General features: G+C 69.6%; 15 protein-coding genes. 5 read left to right on the top strand and 10 right to left on the bottom strand.

The annotated features are described in order from the left end of the window. Positions 1 to 355: 355 nt before the first annotated feature. From CBQ26_RS07375 to CBQ26_RS07390, 4 genes are all read left to right on the top strand, one after another. Positions 356 to 2371 carry an Ig-like domain-containing protein gene (locus CBQ26_RS07375; RefSeq protein ID WP_088248006.1) on the top strand — a complete coding sequence of 672 codons (2016 nt, stop codon included), beginning with the start codon at positions 356 to 358 and terminating at the stop codon, positions 2369 to 2371. A gap of 67 nt (positions 2372 to 2438) precedes the next feature. Further along, complete coding sequence (locus CBQ26_RS07380; protein WP_088248007.1) at positions 2439 to 4508, top strand: S8 family serine peptidase; 2070 nt, start codon at positions 2439 to 2441, stop codon at positions 4506 to 4508. Between the two features lie 150 nt (positions 4509 to 4658). Next, positions 4659 to 5912, top strand: a complete 1254-nt coding sequence (locus CBQ26_RS07385) for an MFS transporter (protein WP_088248008.1) — start codon at positions 4659 to 4661, stop codon at positions 5910 to 5912. A 16-nt stretch (positions 5913 to 5928) separates the two neighbouring features. Continuing rightward, on the top strand, positions 5929 to 7080 hold the full coding sequence (locus CBQ26_RS07390) for an acyl-CoA dehydrogenase family protein (RefSeq protein WP_088248009.1): 1152 nt from the start codon (positions 5929 to 5931) through the stop codon (positions 7078 to 7080). Between the two features lie 3 nt (positions 7081 to 7083). On the opposite strand, the gene CBQ26_RS07395 is transcribed toward CBQ26_RS07390, so the two are convergent. From CBQ26_RS07395 to CBQ26_RS07440, 10 genes are all read right to left on the bottom strand, one after another. After that, positions 7084 to 7779 carry a histidine phosphatase family protein gene (locus CBQ26_RS07395; RefSeq protein ID WP_088248010.1) on the bottom strand — a complete coding sequence of 232 codons (696 nt, stop codon included), beginning with the start codon at positions 7777 to 7779 and terminating at the stop codon, positions 7084 to 7086. Between the two features lie 154 nt (positions 7780 to 7933). Continuing rightward, positions 7934 to 9076 (bottom strand): phosphotransferase family protein, encoded by a 1143-nt coding sequence (locus CBQ26_RS07400; RefSeq protein WP_088248011.1) that lies wholly within the window; start codon positions 9074 to 9076, stop codon positions 7934 to 7936. Continuing rightward, a complete protein-coding gene (locus CBQ26_RS07405) occupies positions 9073 to 9888 on the bottom strand; it encodes an SDR family oxidoreductase (RefSeq protein ID WP_088248012.1) in 816 nt (271 codons plus the stop codon). The genes CBQ26_RS07400 and CBQ26_RS07405 overlap by 4 nt, the downstream gene beginning before the upstream one ends. A gap of 1 nt (position 9889) precedes the next feature. Next, a complete protein-coding gene (locus tag CBQ26_RS07410; RefSeq protein WP_088248013.1) occupies positions 9890 to 10288 on the bottom strand; it encodes a type II toxin-antitoxin system death-on-curing family toxin in 399 nt (132 codons plus the stop codon). Beyond that, positions 10285 to 10500 (bottom strand): AbrB/MazE/SpoVT family DNA-binding domain-containing protein, encoded by a 216-nt coding sequence (locus tag CBQ26_RS07415; protein WP_088248014.1) that lies wholly within the window; start codon positions 10498 to 10500, stop codon positions 10285 to 10287. Before CBQ26_RS07415 ends, CBQ26_RS07410 begins: the two co-directional genes overlap by 4 nt. Before the next feature lie 25 nt (positions 10501 to 10525). Further along, positions 10526 to 11758 carry an acyl-CoA dehydrogenase family protein gene (locus CBQ26_RS07420; protein WP_088248015.1) on the bottom strand — a complete coding sequence of 411 codons (1233 nt, stop codon included), beginning with the start codon at positions 11756 to 11758 and terminating at the stop codon, positions 10526 to 10528. Further along, positions 11755 to 12099, bottom strand: coding sequence for a hypothetical protein (locus CBQ26_RS07425; RefSeq protein WP_088248016.1), 345 nt, complete (start codon positions 12097 to 12099; stop codon positions 11755 to 11757). Before CBQ26_RS07425 ends, CBQ26_RS07420 begins: the two co-directional genes overlap by 4 nt. Continuing rightward, positions 12096 to 12521, bottom strand: coding sequence for a PaaI family thioesterase (locus CBQ26_RS07430; RefSeq protein WP_216360342.1), 426 nt, complete (start codon positions 12519 to 12521; stop codon positions 12096 to 12098). The genes CBQ26_RS07425 and CBQ26_RS07430 overlap by 4 nt, the downstream gene beginning before the upstream one ends. Next, positions 12518 to 12985 (bottom strand): MaoC family dehydratase, encoded by a 468-nt coding sequence (locus CBQ26_RS07435; protein WP_088248017.1) that lies wholly within the window; start codon positions 12983 to 12985, stop codon positions 12518 to 12520. The genes CBQ26_RS07430 and CBQ26_RS07435 overlap by 4 nt, the downstream gene beginning before the upstream one ends. Then, the gene (locus tag CBQ26_RS07440) at positions 12982 to 13758 is read right to left on the bottom strand and encodes an SDR family oxidoreductase (protein WP_078305103.1); all 777 of its coding nucleotides are present in this window, start codon (positions 13756 to 13758) and stop codon (positions 12982 to 12984) included. Before CBQ26_RS07440 ends, CBQ26_RS07435 begins: the two co-directional genes overlap by 4 nt. A 217-nt stretch (positions 13759 to 13975) precedes the next feature. On the opposite strand from CBQ26_RS07440, the gene CBQ26_RS07445 reads away from it, so the two are divergent. Next, positions 13976 to 15052: an ABC transporter permease gene (locus CBQ26_RS07445; protein ID WP_088248018.1), complete on the top strand. Its 1077-nt coding sequence runs from the start codon at positions 13976 to 13978 to the stop codon at positions 15050 to 15052. The last annotated feature ends 44 nt before the right edge of the window (positions 15053 to 15096 follow it).

Here is a 15096-nt window from a genome sequence, read left to right on the forward strand (position 1 = left end):
GGGGTACAAGTCACTCAGAAAAGAAACGTGCTCTGTCACGCCTTATTTGACCTGTCGTCTGGTAGCGACCACACAAAAAGAGTGTGCAGGCATTGTATTGCTGGTCTAGGCAGGCCGCCTGACCATGATCTGACACATTGACAGTTTGACTTGACCCACCCCCCCCCACCCCCGTAGGCTCAACCTCACGAGTCATACATGATTCGGCCTGTGGTCTCAGAAGTTCCGCAAGGACTTCTGCGTTCTGAAACTTGGCCGTCCATCTCCCGTGTTCAGTCCGCGCGCCCGGACCTGGACCGGCGCGGCCATTCCTTGCCCTTTATCACGCGCCCTCATCAAGGAGTCACCCCACCCCATGGCCCTGAAACCAAGCTCCATCGGCACTGCCCTTCTGCTCGGCACCCTCCTGATCGGCTGCGGCAGCACCAACACCACGCCCAGCGACACCACCGCCCCCACCGTGACGCTGACCGCCACGCCCAACCCCGTCACCGCTGACGGCACTCTCACCCTGAAAGCCGATGCCAAGGACGAGAACGGCGTGACCCGCGTCGAGTTCTTCGAGGGCACCACCAAGGTCGGCGAGGACACCAGCTCGCCCTTCGAATTCACCACCACGGTCAATGCGCTCAACAACGGCAAGCGTACCTACACCGCCACCGCCTACGACGCCGCCGGCAACAAGGCCAGCGGCAGCACCGACGTCACGGTCGCCATCACCGCCAACACCGCCCCGCTCAGGGGCACGGTCGTGGACCAGAACATCGGCGCGCCCGTCGCGGGCAGCACCATCACCGTGCTGCGCGAAGGCAAGGCGCTCGGCACCGTCACCACGGGCGCCGACGGCACCTTCACCCTCAGCGGCCTGAGCGCCGGCACCTACGACCTCCGCGCGCGCAAGACCGGCATGGCCGGCTCGGACCTGTACGGCGTCGTGGTGGGCACCGAGACGCCCAGCGTGAGCCTCGTACAGCGCCCCGCCTTCGAGACGAGCGCCACCACCAACCCCGCCACGCTGGTCATCACCCGCGCCGACGGCAGCCCTATCGCGGGCGCGACCTTCACCGACAAGATCGACTTCCGGATCAAGACCGCCCCCACCAGCGACCACGTCGGCCCGATCCGCATCATGTACGCGCAGCTGGGCCGCACGCCCGGCAGCGGCGGCGTGACCGGCTCCACCACCGCCAGCAACTGGAACTACTCGCCGCCCCAGGACCAGACTGGCGTGATCGACACGGACAAGGTGACCACCAGCGGCAACTTCACCGCCGGGTTCGGGAGCGCCACCGGCGAGCGCGTCTACCTGGAAATCATGACGGTTGACTACAACTACAACTACTCCCGCTACGTCGTGCCGATCAACCTGATCAACACGGGCGCGGCCGCGGCCCCCACCGTGACCGCCCCGACCCGAGTGGCCGCCACGGCCTTCACCCTGAAGCAGGAAGGTTCGTGGACCACCCCCTACGACGCGCCCACCCCCGACGCCGCCCCGAACGGCAGCGGCGTGTTCGTGGACGTCCGCTGGTGCTACACCAACGTGGCCGCCACGCCCTTCGCGTTCGACATCGAACGTTCCAGCGACGGCACCACTTTCCAGAAGATCGGCACGGTCGGCGGCGCAGCAACCACCTCGTGCAGCACCAACCAGGCGACCCGCCCTTACAACTTCCGGGACACCAGCAGCGACCTGAGCGTCGGCAAGACCTTCACGTACCGCGTCAAGGCGCGCGGCGCGAACAGCGTGGCCGGCAACGACAGCCGCACCACGCCCCTGGCGCAGTTCACGCCGACCTTCCAGGGTCCCGCCGACGAATCCACCGGCGTGAGCCTGACCCCCACCTTCGTCCTGGGGCATAACCAGACCGCCATCGGCGCGGACGGCGCGGCCTTCAACCTGCGCCTGCGTGACCTGATGACCCTGGGCGGCTACAACCTGCCCGGCACGGCCTCCAACGCCCTGATCCGCGTCGAGGAAGGCACCGGCAGCGGCGGGAACGGCGTCACGCCCGGCCAGTCGCTGGTGTTCACGAGCACCGGCCCGGTCCTGGGGGCGCCCACCACGGCCGCGTCCATCCTGGCCGACACCGGCGGCCGGTACCTGCCCAGCAACCCCGGTCGCGCCAGCGTGGACACGGCGGCGCACACCGTCAGCCTCCCGCTGAACTCGTTCGTGACGACCCCGCTGCAACCCCTGCGGCCCTACAAGTGGGAGATGTACTCCGGCTTCGCGTACCGTTACGCCCCGGACGAGGGCAACCGCATCTCGGCGTACTCGGTGTTCACCTGGCCGTCCGCGCAGGAAGCGCCCATCAATCAGACGCGCCCCGTGAACCTCAACTGGGACTTCATCACCGGCGAGAAGTAACCCCGCGACCTCCCCGTCCTCTCCTGACCTTTCCCCGACCGTGCTTTGCCCTGTGAGGAACCCCCTGATGCGTAAGAACCTCCCACTGACCCTCGGAGTGCTGGGCCTGACCGCCCTGCTCGCCGCGTGCTCCACCCAGACCGCCGCTCCCGTCGCCGCGCCGGCACCCGCCGACACCGACCTCGCCACCGCCGGCACCACGCAGTACGTGCGCAATGAGGTTGTCGTCGGGTACGACACCCAGGCCGGCCTGAACGCCGCCGCCGCCGCCATGAACGGCACGGTCGTCCGGACCATCCCGGAGATCCGCACCGCGCTGATCCGCGTGCCGGGCGACGCCCTGAAAGTCGCCGGGACCGGCTCGAAAGTCAGCGGCGTCCGCTACGCCCGCGCGAACGTGGTCGTCACCCCGCAGCGCGGCGACCCCACGCCCGTCGCCGGGGCGGGCCTGAACGCCCAGGCGGCCAGCGCCGACCAGATCTTCGACGAACTGCCGCAGTACGCGCTCGACCCCCGCCACCTGAACGCCAAGGCCGCCTGGGACAAGGGCCTGACCGGCAAGGGTGTGCTGGTGGCCGTCATCGACGATCCGGGCGACGTGACCCACCCGGACCTCGCGCCCAACTGGGCCGGGAAGGCCTTCGATCCCGCGCAGGCCAAGACGTACACCAACGGCGCCGAGTGGGCCAAGTACTTCCAGAAACCCGAGAACGACCACGGCACGTACGTGGCGTCCAGCATCATCGCCGCGAAGAACGGCCAGGGCATCGTCGGCCTCGCCTACGAAGCCAAGTGGATGCCGGTCGTGATGTTCAACCCCGGCGGGTACTCCAGCTTCAACATCGCGCTCGGGGCGGTGTGGGCCACCAACAACGGCGCGCGGGTCATCAACAACTCCTGGGGCGGCGGCGTGAGCTTCGGGCCGGTCAAGGACGCCTTCGACTACGCCATGGCGAACGGCACGACCGTCGTGGCCAGCATGGGCAACTCCTACCACGACGAATTCCAGTACCCGGCGGCCCTGCCCGGCATCATCGCGTCTGGCGCGCTGGACGGCAGCAACCGCAAGGTGACGTTCAGCACCACCGGCCGTCACATCTCCAGCAGCGCTCCTGGCCAGGACACCATGCTCGCCCGGCCCACCTGGCAGGGCGGCGGGTACGCCCTGATCTCCGGCACGAGCTTCTCGTCACCGTACACGGCCGCGGTGGCCGCGCTGGTCCTGCAGAAATGCCCGGCCGCCACGCCCTACCAGGTGCGCCGCGTGATGGAGATGAACGCCAACGGCGCCATCGGCAGCAACCCCACCGGCTTCGACCGTGACACCGGCTGGGGCGCGCTGGATGCCGGGAAGATCGCGCAGACCCTCACCGACTGCGCCGCCCTGCCCGCCCGCGGCGCGAACGTCCACGTGAACCTCTCGTACGTGAACGGCAGCGGCACCCAGAAGGGCATCCTGGGCGACGTGATCCTGCGCGGCCAGGGCATGCGCGCCGGCGCCACCGACGACCCCACCCCGCTGTACCTGAGTCCCACCGACGAGAACGGCGACGTGCGCTTCAGCGAGATCGCGCCCGGCACGTACGACCTGTACATCGCCGGCCCGGATCTGAGCACCACTGGCGGCAAGACCGACGAGCGCGGCACGTTCGTGGGCACCCTGACCGCCACGAGCGGCAGCACCTACGCCGCGCCGGACCGCAAGCGCCTGCTGCTGCCCGCCGCGTTCGTGGACACCAACCCCACCGACCCTTACGAACCCAACGACGACCTCGGGAACGCCGCGCCCATCGCGTACGGGCAGACCACCCAGACGGCGTACATCTACGGCAAACCCCAGGACTTCGACGTGTTCACCTTCAGCGGCAAGAAGGGCGACGCCATCCGCGCCGAGGTGCAGGCCCGCATCCAGTTCGGCGGTCAGCTCGACTCGTTCGTGTACCTGCTCGACCCGACCGGCAAGGTCCTGGAAGTCAATGACGACCGCGGCGCCGGGGATTCGGATTCCGAACTGAACTTCACGCTGCCGGCCGACGGCAACTACTTCCTGGCCGTCACCAGCTACGACATCAGCGAGGGGCAGGACGACGACAGCCCCTTCAACAAGTACCGCCTGAAACTCAGCAAGACCAACTGATATGCACTCGGATTGAATAAGCTGCGAAGCCTGTTCAATCCGGGTCCATGTAAGGTTCCTGCCCCCCCACCCGCGACGGTGGGGGTTCTGCTGTAGTGGGTGGCAGCAAATGGCCGCCCACCCGCGCCGCGCCCCCCGTATGCTGGGCGCATGACAGACAACTCGGGGCCGCGTGGGCGGCTGTACTACGGGTGGGTGGTGGTGGCGGTCACGGTGGTCGCGCTGCTCGTGGCGGCGGGTGCGCGCTCGGCGCCGGGTGTGTTCCTGCTGCCCATGCAGGAGGCGCTGGGCCTGGACCGGGGCACGCTGTCCTTCTCGGCCAGCCTGGGACTGCTGGTGTTCGGGCTGGCCGCGCCGCTCTCGGGCCGGTTGATGAACCGTTTCGGGCCGCGCCGGGTGGCGACGGCGGGCCTGCTGCTGCTGGCCGTCAGTTTCGGGCTGAGCACGCTGGCGCGATCGGCGCTGGCGCTGCACCTGAGCTGGGGCCTGCTGAGCGGTCTGGGCACCGGACTGGTCGGGAGCGTGCTGGGCGCGACGGTCGCCACGCGCTGGTTCGTGAGGCGACGCGGGTTGGTGGTGGGTGTGTTCGGCGCGGCCACGAGTGCCGGGCAGTTGCTGTTCATTCCGCTGCTGACCGCCTGGGCGGGCCGGATCGGGTGGGACGGCGCAGCGCTGGTCGTCGCGGGCGCGGCGCTGCTGCTGGCGCTGCCGCTGTGGGCGCTGCTGCGCGACCGGCCGGAGGCGCTGGGACTGCAACCGGACGGGGATACGCACGCGTGGCCCACGCCGCCGCCCGTCCCTGACCCGCACGTCATGCGCCGCGCCGTGCGCAGCCGGGACTTCTGGCTGCTGAGCCTGACGTTCCTGGCGTGCGGGTTCACGAGCAACGGCATCATCGGCACGCACTTCATGGCGTACTGCGGCGACCTGGGCCTGACCGCCACCTTCGCGGCGGGCCTGCTGGCGCTGATGGGCGCGTTCAACTTCGTGGGGACCCTGGCCAGCGGCTACCTGACCGACCGCGTGGACCCCCGGCTGTTGCTGGCGGTGTACTACGTGGTGCGCGGCCTGAGCCTCGCGCTGCTGCCGCTGGTGCCGCCGGGGCTGGCGTTCACGGCGTTCGCGGTGCTGTTCGGGCTGGACTATATCGCCACGGTGCCACCGACCACGGCCCTGACGGCCGACACCTTCGGTCGGGCGAACGTGGGCACGGTGTACGGCTGGATCTTCTGCGCGCATCAGGTGGGCGCGGCGCTGGCGTCCTGGCTGGGCGGCGAGGTGCGGGACGTGCTGGGCAGTTACGGCCCGGCGTTCCTGGCGTCGGCGGTGCTGGCCGTCTGCGCGGGCCTGCTGGCGCTGGGCATCAGCGCCCCGGCCCGGCGGGACGCGCGGCCCGCCGCCTGAACGCTAGCCTGCGCGCATGACCTTTCCGGAGTTCACGTCCGAGCAGGCCGAGGTGGTGGCCCGCGCCGTCCGCGCCATTCAGGAGCACGCCCCGGCGTGCGAGGCGGCGCAGGACGTGACGCCGGGGGCGGCGCTGGCCCTCTCGCAGAGCGGGTACACGCGCCTGACCGTGCCCACGGAGGCGGGTGGCCTGGGCGCGGGCCTGGGTGTGTTCGCGCGCGCGCAGGCCGAGGTGGGCCGCGCGGACGCCAGCCTCGCCCTGATCCTGGCGATGCACGGGCACGTGACGGGCGCGGCGTTCCAGGGGCGCAGCCTGCCGCCGCACCTGCTGGACGCCGTGGCGGGCGCGGGTGTGCGCGGCGAGCTGCTGAACGCCCTGGCAAGTGAACCGGAGCTGGGCAGTCCGTCGCGCGGGGGGCTGCCGCGCACGGTGGCGACCCCGGACGGCAGCGGCTTCGAGAGCGGCGTGTGGTTCGTGACGGGCCGCAAGACCTGGAGTACCGGCGCGCGGGCGCTGCGCTGGGCGCTGGTGTCGGCCGCCACGCCGGATGGGCGGGTGGGCCGCTACTGGGTGGACCTGCGCGGTGAGGGCGTGCGCGTCGAGCCGACCTGGGAGGGCGCGCTGGCCCTGCGCGGCAGCGGCAGCCACGACGTGGTGTTCGAGCGGGCGCCCGCCGCGCTGCAGGCCCCGCCGGCCGCGTCTCATCCGGCGAGCAGCGCGTGGTTCTGGACGGCGGTGGCCGCCACGTACCTGGGTGTGGGCGAGGCGGCGCTGGACGCCCTGCGCCGCTACGCGCACGAGCGGATCCCGACAGCGCTGGGCGCCCCGATCGCCACGCTGCCGCGCGTGCAGGAGACGGTGGGCCGCATCGGGGCGCAGCTGATGGCGGCGCGGACGCTGCTGGCGCACGCGACGGCCACCTGGGACGCCCGGCCCGGCGCGGGGGCGGTCCCGCTGATCGGCGCGGCGAAGGCGGTCTGCACGAACGCCGCCGTGGACGCCACGGACCTCGCCATGCGCGCCGCCGGGGGCGGGGCGCTGACGGCCGCGTTGCCGCTGGGAAAGTTGCTGCGGGACGCCCGCGCGGGCCTGACTCACCCGCCGGGCGAGGACACCGCCTTCACGGCGTACGGCGCGGCGCTGCTGGACGCCCCCGACCGGGCGTAGGCTTCAGCGCCAGGAGATCAGGTCGGGCGGCAGGTGGTGCGTCTCGTTGAAGGTATCGAGGCTGACGCGCCCCCCGCCGAAGGTCAGCCGCGTGACCGAGGCGTTCTTCACGCGCCAGTTCAGGGTCAGCGCGGAGGCGTCCGGGGCGTCCAGGGCGAGGGCGACGGTCAGGCCGATCACGCCGCCGCTGGTGAAGGCCAGCACGGTCGAGCCGCTGCCCTGGCGCAGCACGTCGGTCAGCGCGGCCCGCACGCGCGCCCGGAACTCTGCCCAGGGTTCGACCCGGCGGTCGGTGAGGGTCCCGGCCTGCCACGCGGCGGCCAGGGCTTCGAGGTAGTTCTGGAAGGCGCGGTTGCGTTCCGGGCCGCCGGTCTGCGCGGCCAGTTCGGCGGACAGCGCCGCGAAGGCCGGGTCCCGCTCGGCCAGGATGGGGGCGAGGTGACCGACGAGGCCGTCCCCGTCGAATTCCGCCAGTCTGGGGTCGAGGACAGGGTCGGGCCAGCCGGGCTGGTGGGCCAGCTGGGCGCTGCGCCGCTGCCGCACGAGCGGGCCGTGCAGGACGTGCGTGGGGCGCACGCCCGCCGCGTGCAGGGCCGCGCCGACCGTCCAGGCCTGCTGCTCGCCCAGCGGGGAGAGGCGGTCGGTGTCGGCCTCGAACGGCGTGGCCTGCCCGTGGCGGATCAGGATCAGTTCGCTCATATGAACTCCGATTGAATGGGCTGCAAAGCCCATTCAATCCGGGCAGATGCGACTCGTAGAGCTGCCCCGCAGAGTAGGAGAAAAACGGGTTCCGGACGTGAAGCTGGCAGATCAGTGGTGTTCCGATCTGTCAGCGAAACAGACGGAACCCGTATCACGCGCGGGCGTCCTGCTCCCGGATGCGCCGCCACGCCTCGCGGATCAGCCACCCGGCCTGACCGGCCAGCGGGGCGAAACGCGGGTCGCTGGTCTGCCCGGCGCGGTAGCGCGCGAAGATCTGGATGACGATCACCGCCAGTTTGAAGTGGCCCAGCACCTCGTACCACGGCAGCGCCCGTTCCAGCGCCGCGAGGTGTGATTGCGGGTCGCTCGTCACATGACGAGCAGCGCGCGCCGCGTAGCGGGCGACCAGTTCGTCGCGGCCCAGGAAGCCGGGCGAGGCTGCGCCGACCTCGTTGGGCGCCCCGCCGGGCAGCTCGGGCATGGTCCAGTAGGTCAGGGTCAGGCCCAGGTCCACCAGGGGGTCGCCCACGGTGGTCATCTCCCAGTCCAGCAGCGCCGTCACGCGGCCCGGATCGGCCGGGTCCAGCATCAGGTTGTCCAGCTTGAAGTCGTTGTGGACCAGCGTGTGCGCGCTCTCGGGGGGCGTGTGCGCCTCCAGCCACGCGATCACGCGCTCGTCGTTCAGGTCGTCCGGGGCGGGCAGGTCGCCCGTGTCCCGCAGCGCCTCGCGCGCGCGTCGCCAGCGCCCGGCCCAGCCGGATACCTGCCGCGCATTGAAGCCCTCGGGCTTGCCGATGTCCCGCAGGCCCGCCGCGTCGATATCCACCGCATGCAGGTCCGCTAGCGTGTCGGCCAGCGCGCCGGACATGCGCCGCGCCGCGTCCGGAAGGTCGCGGTACTCGGCGGGCAGGCGCGTGCGGACCACCGTGCCGTGGCGGCGTTCCATCAGGTAGAACGGCGAACCGATCACGGCCGGGTCCTCCACGATCAGCGCCGGGCGGGGCGCGACCGGCAGCACCGGGTGGATCTTCTCCAGCAGGTGCGCCTCGCGGACCATGTCGTGCGCGCCCTTCGGGACCGGCCCCAGCGGCGCGCGGCGCAGCACGTACTCCTGCCCGCCCCGCGCCGGATCGCCCGCCCGCACGAGGTACGTCAGGTTCGAGAACCCGCCGGGGAACTGCAGGGCGCTCAGGTCGTCCACGTCACCCGCCACGCGGCCGCGCATGGCCTCGCGCAGCGCGTCCAGCGGCAGTTCCTCACCCGGCCGGACCGGGGCCGTCTCGGGTCGGGTCACGCCCGCGACTCCTCCGGGTGACCCGCGCCGGGCTGCGCTGCGAAGGCCTGACCGTCGAGCAGCTTCATGGCCTTGCCACGCAGGTGACGCATCTTGCTGATCCACTCCTCGTAGTTGTTGGCCTTGTTCTGGAAGGACTTCAGGGTGCTCGGATGCGTGGTCACCAGGAAGCCGTCGGCACGCAGGACTTCCAGGGTCTTCTCGACCAGTTCGTCGGTGGTGATCGCGGTCTGCTGAAGCAGCGGCGCGTTCTGGATCATCGGCGTCCACACGCCCTCCGGGCACAGCGCAGCGACCTTGATGCCCCGGTCGCCGTACGTGATCGCCAGCCACTCCGCGAACGCCAGGGCCGCATGCTTGGTCACCGCGTACGGCGCGGAGTGCAGTTCGGTCAGCAGACCCGCCGCCGACGCCGTGTTCAGCAGGTACCCCTCGCCCCGCTCCAGCATGTGCGGCAGCACGTGACGGGCCGCCCACACGTGACTCATCACGTTCACGCGGTGAATCAGGTCCCAGTGCTTGTCACTCGTTTCCGGCCCCTCGCCGATGGCGATCCCGGCGTTCGAGCACAGCAGGTCGATGCGGCCCTCGTTCGCCAGCACGTCGTCGATCAGGCCCTTGACGCCCGCCTCCTGCCCGATGTCGGCCGGCAGGAACCGCGCGCCCATCTCGGCCGCCTTCGCCGCGCCAACCTCCGCGTTCCGGTCGGACGCCACGACCACCGCGCCCTCCTTCACGAACCGCTGCGCCAGCGCCAGCCCGATCCCGGACGCCGCTCCCGTCACCACAATCACTTTTCCGTTGAATTCCATGTCATTCCTCCGTTAGTGGTGTTACCAGTTGGATTAATCGTTCAGCGACCATTCTCGGGTCAGCCAGTTGACCCTGAGCCGTCGCCAGGACCAGCTCGAACACTGCGTCATCCGACCCACTCAAATGCAGTCCGTTCATAAGGAGAAACACGTACGTTGACGCGTAGGCCGTGCGTTTGTTGCCATCTATGAACGCATGATTCCTGGAAAGGAAGTAGAGATACGCCGCCGCCTTTTCTACTGGAGTGGGATAGAGCTCCACACCGAAAGCCTGCATGGCCGGCTGAGCAACTGCTGAGGCAAGTGCTCCTGCGTCACGAAGTCCCGGAAGACCCCCGTGCGCTGCAATGGCCTCGTCATGCAAATCGGTCACGTTCTCGGCAGTGAGGTGAACTGTCATGCGTCACTGAGCCGGGCCAGCAGGTCAGACTTGTCAGCGAACAGTTTCTCCTTCGCCTGCGCGAAACTCAGTCCAGGTTGTGCGGGACGCAGGATGAGGCCTCCATCAGTCGGCTCGATCACGACCTCTTCCTGAAATCCGTACAGTTCCAGAAGCTCTTTGGGAATGATCAGCGCGCGGGACTTTCCGATAGTTGTCAGCTTCTTCTGCATGGCTGATTATAACCGGGTTATAACTTCAGCCCTGGCGGGCGGCGTGGCGTTTCATCTCGACTTTCGCGACGGTTTCGGTGTGCACGATGTCCGGGCCGTCCGCGAGGCGCAGGGTGCGGGCCTGGGCGTACATCATGGCCAGCGGCGTGTCCTGGCTGACGCCCGCGCCGCCGTACACCTGGATGGCGCGGTCGATGACGCGCAGCGCGACGTTCGGTGCGACGACCTTGATGGCCGCGATCTGCCCGCGCGCCTCCTTGTTGCCGACGGTGTCCATCATGTGCGCGGCGTTCATGGTGAGTAGCCTCGCCTGGTCGATCTCCATGCGGGAGTGCGCGATGGCCTCGCGGACGTGCTGGTGCCCGCTGAGGGGTTTGCCGAAGGCGGTGCGCTGCCCGGCGCGTTCGATCATGAGTTCCAGGGCGCGTTCGGCCTGACCGATCAGGCGCATGCAGTGGTGGATGCGGCCCGGCCCGAGGCGGCCCTGCGCGATCTCGAAGCCGCGGCCCTCGCCGAGCAGCATGTTCGCGGCGGGCACGCGCACGTCCCGGAAGGTCATCTGCGCGTGGCCGTGCGGGGCGTCGTCGTAGCCGAAGACGGTCAGCATGCGCTCCTTGGTGACGCCCGGCGCGTCCAGCGGCACGAGGATCATGCTCTGCTGGAGGTGCTTGGCGGCCGTGGGGTCGGTTTTGCCCATGAAGATACTGATCTTGCATCGCGGGTCGCCTGCGCCGCTCGTCCACCACTTGTCACCGTTGATGACGTATTCGTCGCCGTCACGGACGATGCTGGACTGGATGTTCGTGGCGTCGCTGCTGGCGACGTCCGGTTCGGTCATGGAGAACGCGCTGCGGATCTCGCCGTTCAGCAGGGGGATCAGCCACTGCTCCTGCTGTTCGGGTGTGCCGTAACGGGCCAGGACTTCCATGTTGCCGGTGTCGGGAGCCGAGCAGTTGAAGACCTCGGGTGCCCACCAGACGCGGCCCATGATCTCGCACAGTCCGGCGTATTCCAGGTTGTTCAGGCCCGCGCCGTACTTCCCGTCACGGCTGCTGGCGGGCGGCAGGAACAGGTTCCACAGGCCCGCCTCCTGCGCCCTGGGCTTGAGTTGGTCGATCAGCGGCAGGTGTTCCCAGCGGTTCCCGGTGTCGATCTGCCGGTGAACCTCGGCGTCGTTCGGGTAGATGTGTTCCTCCATGAACGCGGTCAGGCGTTCACGCAGGTCGCGGGCGCGGGGGGTCACGTCGAATACGGTCATAGGGGTTCCTCCTCGGGGGTCAGGGGCCGGAAGCTGGCGCCCGCACCCTCGATGCTCAGCAGAAAGGTGCGGAAACCGACGTTCCCCTCGCGCCGCAACACCAGATTCAGGGCCAGCAGGCTCTCCTGAATCGCCCCGGCCTGCTCCAGCAGCGCGGGGGCGTCGTCCTGCGCGATCAGGTGCGCGTAGCGGGCATCCTCGTCGAACAGCACCCGGTACGGGTCGAAGGCGGGCGTGGGCTCGAAGCTGGCGTCAATGGCGAACGGTCCGGCACCGGTGACGGTCAGGGTGCCCAGGACCTCTGCGCCCCGCTCCAGGGTGTAGACAGCGCCGGGGTTCACGGCACGTCCGCGCGGGCGATGGTGCCCAGCGCCGTGGCGACGAGTTTCTCCTGACCGCCCTGCGCGGCGTAGAGGTCGCAGCGGGTCACGGCCTGCCGCTTCCCGGCGCTGAGCACCGTGCCACGCCCGATCAGGGTGTCGCCCTGCGCGGGCCGCAGGAAGTTGATCTTGAATTCACTCGTCAGGACGCTGGGTCCCAGCGCGGCGGCTCCCATGAACGTCAGGGTGATGTCCGCCAGGGTCGCCTGCAGGCCGCCGTGCGCGAAGCCGTGGTGCTGGGTCAGGTCGGGGCGCAGCGCGAGGCTCACCTCGACCCCTTCGGGCGTGAAGCGGATCGCGCGAGCGCCGACGAGGGTGCTGAACGGCTGGGCGTCCAGCACACCCTGCGCCATGGCGAGCATGTCGGTCGGGGCACTGGTCATAGGTAGACCCGGAAGACGCTCTCGGCGGTGCAGGCGGGCTTGTCGGCACCTTCAATCTCGATGGTGTTGGCGACCGTGATCTGCACGAAGCCCTGGCCGGGTTCGGCGGACTGGAGGACGGCGCGGTTGCGCAGGCGGGCACCGGCCCGGACGGGCGCGATGAAGCGCACGCGGTTCAGGCCGTAGTTGACGGTCAGGCGCGCGCCGTCGATGTGGGGGGCGCCGCCGTGGGTCATGAACTCACCGGCCAGCAGGGAGAGGGTCAGGAACCCGTGCGCGATGGTGCCGCCAAACGGTCCCTGCGCGGCCTTGTCCTGGTCCACGTGAATGAACTGGTGGTCGCCGGTGGCGTGTGCGAAGGCGTCGATGCGGGTCTGGCCGACGGTGATCCAGTCGGACAGCGCGACCTGCGTGCCGACATGCGCGGCCAGTTCATCCGGCCGGATTCCGGCGGGCGCGGTCATACGACGCCGGCGCCGCCGTCCACGGCGATGTTCTGGCCGGTCATGTAGGCGCTCGCGTCGCTGGAGAGCAGCAGCGCGAGGCCCTTGAGGTCCTGATCGGTGCCGAGGCGGTGCATGGGCGTGGATTCCAGAATGGACTGCTCACCGTACGCCAGGGTGCCCTTGGTCATCTTGGTGGGGAAGTAGCCGGGGCAGATGCTGTTCACGGTGACGCCCTTGTCAGCCATCTCGGCGGCCAGGGCGCGGGTGAAGTTCACGACGGCGCCCTTGCTGGTGTTGTACGCGACGGTGGGCGCCATGCGGGGGTCGTTGCCCTGGAGGCCGGCGACCGAGGCGACGTTCACGATGCGGCCCTTCCCGGCGGGCAGCATGCAGCGTTTCAGGACGCTCTGGGTGATCAGGAACAGGCCGTTCACGTTGACGTTCATGACTTTCATCCATGCGTCGAGCGGGTGGTCGACGGTGGGTGAGCCCCAGGTGGCCCCGGCGTTGTTCACGAGGATGTCGATGGGGCCGACCTCGGCGTGGATGCGTTCCACGAGGGGGTCAATGGTGTCGAAGGCGCCAAGGTCATTGGCGTACACGTGCGCGGTGATGCCCAGGCCCGCGAGGTGGGCTTTGGCCTCGTCGAGTTCGTGCTGTTTGCGGGCGGTCAGGACGACGGTGGCGCCGTACTCGCCGAGGGCCTCGGCGATCTGCAGGCCGAGGCCGCGGCTGCCTCCGGTGATCAGGGCGGTCTTGCCGGTCAGGTTGAACAGGTCTTTCAGGGCCATGGGGTCCTCCGGGTGGAAATGAATGGGGTTGCCCGGCCAGCATAAGCGAAAGTTTACGTGCGCGTCAATTTTGAACGCGGGGGGATATTTGCTGCAGCTTGGCAGGACAGCAGAACGACGCAGCGGGCTGGATAGATTGACTTTGCTCCTTACCTACCGTACGGTAAGGAGGCTGCTTACCGACCGGTAAGTCAAGCCTCAAGTCAAGGGAGATGCTATGTACCTGGCCCTGCGCGAACTCCGCCACCACCGCCTCCGCTCGCTGCTGATCGGCGGCATCGTCACCCTGATCGCCTTCATGGTGCTCATGCTCACCGGCCTCACCCGCGGCCTCGCCCACGACAACGCCGCGCTCCTCATCGAAACGCCCGCCACGCACTTCGTGACCACCCGCGACTCCGGGGGCGTCTTCACACGCTCCTTCCTGACGCCCGACACCGTCACGCGCCTTCAGGCCGTCGCCGGCGCGCAAGCCACGCCCCTCGCGCAGAGCTTCGCCACCCTCAGCCACGGCGACCAGCAACTCAGCGGCGTCCTGATGGGCGTACAACCCGGCAGCTTCATGAACCCCGCCGCTCAGCAGGGCCAACCCCTGAGCGCCGGCAGCACCGGAGCGGTCGTCGACGAATCCCTGCGCGAAGACGGCGTGACCCTCGGGGACACCCTCACCCTCAAACCCGGCGGCGAGACCCTGCAGGTGATCGGCTTCACGCGCGCCGCCCGCCTCAACCACCAGCCGGTCGTGTTCGTCACCCTGCAGCACTGGCAGACCCTGAACCCCCGCCTGCAGGGCACCGTGAACACCGTCGCCCTGAACGCGCAGGGCGAAGCGGCCGCCCTCGCCGCGCAGCTTCCCGGCGTGACCGTCCACACGCGCGCCGCCGCCCTCCAAGAACTGCCCGGCTACCGCGAGGAACAGGGCAGCCTGATCATGATCCAGGTGTTCCTGATCGTCGTGGCCGCCTTCGTGCTGGCCGTGTTCTTCTACGTCCTGACCCTCCAGAAAACGCCGCAGTTCGGGCTGCTCAAGGCCATCGGTGCCAGCACCCGCACCCTGGCCGGCAGTCTCGTGGCGCAGATGATGGTCCTGAGCGTTCTGGCGGTCACGGTGGCCGCGCTGGTCACGCTGGGCGCCGCCGCCCTGCTCCCGGCCGGGCTGCCGTTCACCCTGACGGCCCCCACCGTGCTGGGCGCGTCGGCCCTGCTGGTCGCGGTCGCGGCACTCAGCAGCCTGCTCAGCCTCGGCAGCATCGCCCGCGTCGACCCGCTGATCGCCATCGGCGCCTCCACGTGACCGCCCACGTGACCCGCCCCGCCAGCCGCCTCTCCCCCACCCGT

This window comes from Deinococcus indicus (assembly GCF_002198095.1).
Taxonomy (GTDB): domain Bacteria; phylum Deinococcota; class Deinococci; order Deinococcales; family Deinococcaceae; genus Deinococcus; species Deinococcus caeni.

Excerpts from the sequence above, each read along its gene's own strand:
- CBQ26_RS07420 (WP_088248015.1), bottom strand. The coding sequence starts at position 11,758 with ATGACCGTATTCGACGTGACCCCCCGCGCCCGCGACCTGCGTGAACGC.
- CBQ26_RS07415 (WP_088248014.1), bottom strand. The coding sequence starts at position 10,500 with ATGCAGAAGAAGCTGACAACTATCGGAAAGTCCCGCGCGCTGATCATT.
- CBQ26_RS07410 (WP_088248013.1), bottom strand. The coding sequence starts at position 10,288 with ATGACAGTTCACCTCACTGCCGAGAACGTGACCGATTTGCATGACGAG.
- CBQ26_RS07440 (WP_078305103.1), bottom strand. The coding sequence starts at position 13,758 with ATGGCCCTGAAAGACCTGTTCAACCTGACCGGCAAGACCGCCCTGATC.
- CBQ26_RS07430 (WP_216360342.1), bottom strand. The coding sequence starts at position 12,521 with ATGACCAGTGCCCCGACCGACATGCTCGCCATGGCGCAGGGTGTGCTG.
- CBQ26_RS07375 (WP_088248006.1), top strand. The coding sequence starts at position 356 with ATGGCCCTGAAACCAAGCTCCATCGGCACTGCCCTTCTGCTCGGCACC.
- CBQ26_RS07380 (WP_088248007.1), top strand. The coding sequence starts at position 2,439 with ATGCGTAAGAACCTCCCACTGACCCTCGGAGTGCTGGGCCTGACCGCC.
- CBQ26_RS07395 (WP_088248010.1), bottom strand. The coding sequence starts at position 7,779 with ATGAGCGAACTGATCCTGATCCGCCACGGGCAGGCCACGCCGTTCGAG.
- CBQ26_RS07385 (WP_088248008.1), top strand. The coding sequence starts at position 4,659 with ATGACAGACAACTCGGGGCCGCGTGGGCGGCTGTACTACGGGTGGGTG.
- CBQ26_RS07390 (WP_088248009.1), top strand. The coding sequence starts at position 5,929 with ATGACCTTTCCGGAGTTCACGTCCGAGCAGGCCGAGGTGGTGGCCCGC.
- CBQ26_RS07405 (WP_088248012.1), bottom strand. The coding sequence starts at position 9,888 with ATGGAATTCAACGGAAAAGTGATTGTGGTGACGGGAGCGGCGTCCGGG.
- CBQ26_RS07445 (WP_088248018.1), top strand. The coding sequence starts at position 13,976 with ATGTACCTGGCCCTGCGCGAACTCCGCCACCACCGCCTCCGCTCGCTG.
- CBQ26_RS07435 (WP_088248017.1), bottom strand. The coding sequence starts at position 12,985 with ATGACCGCGCCCGCCGGAATCCGGCCGGATGAACTGGCCGCGCATGTC.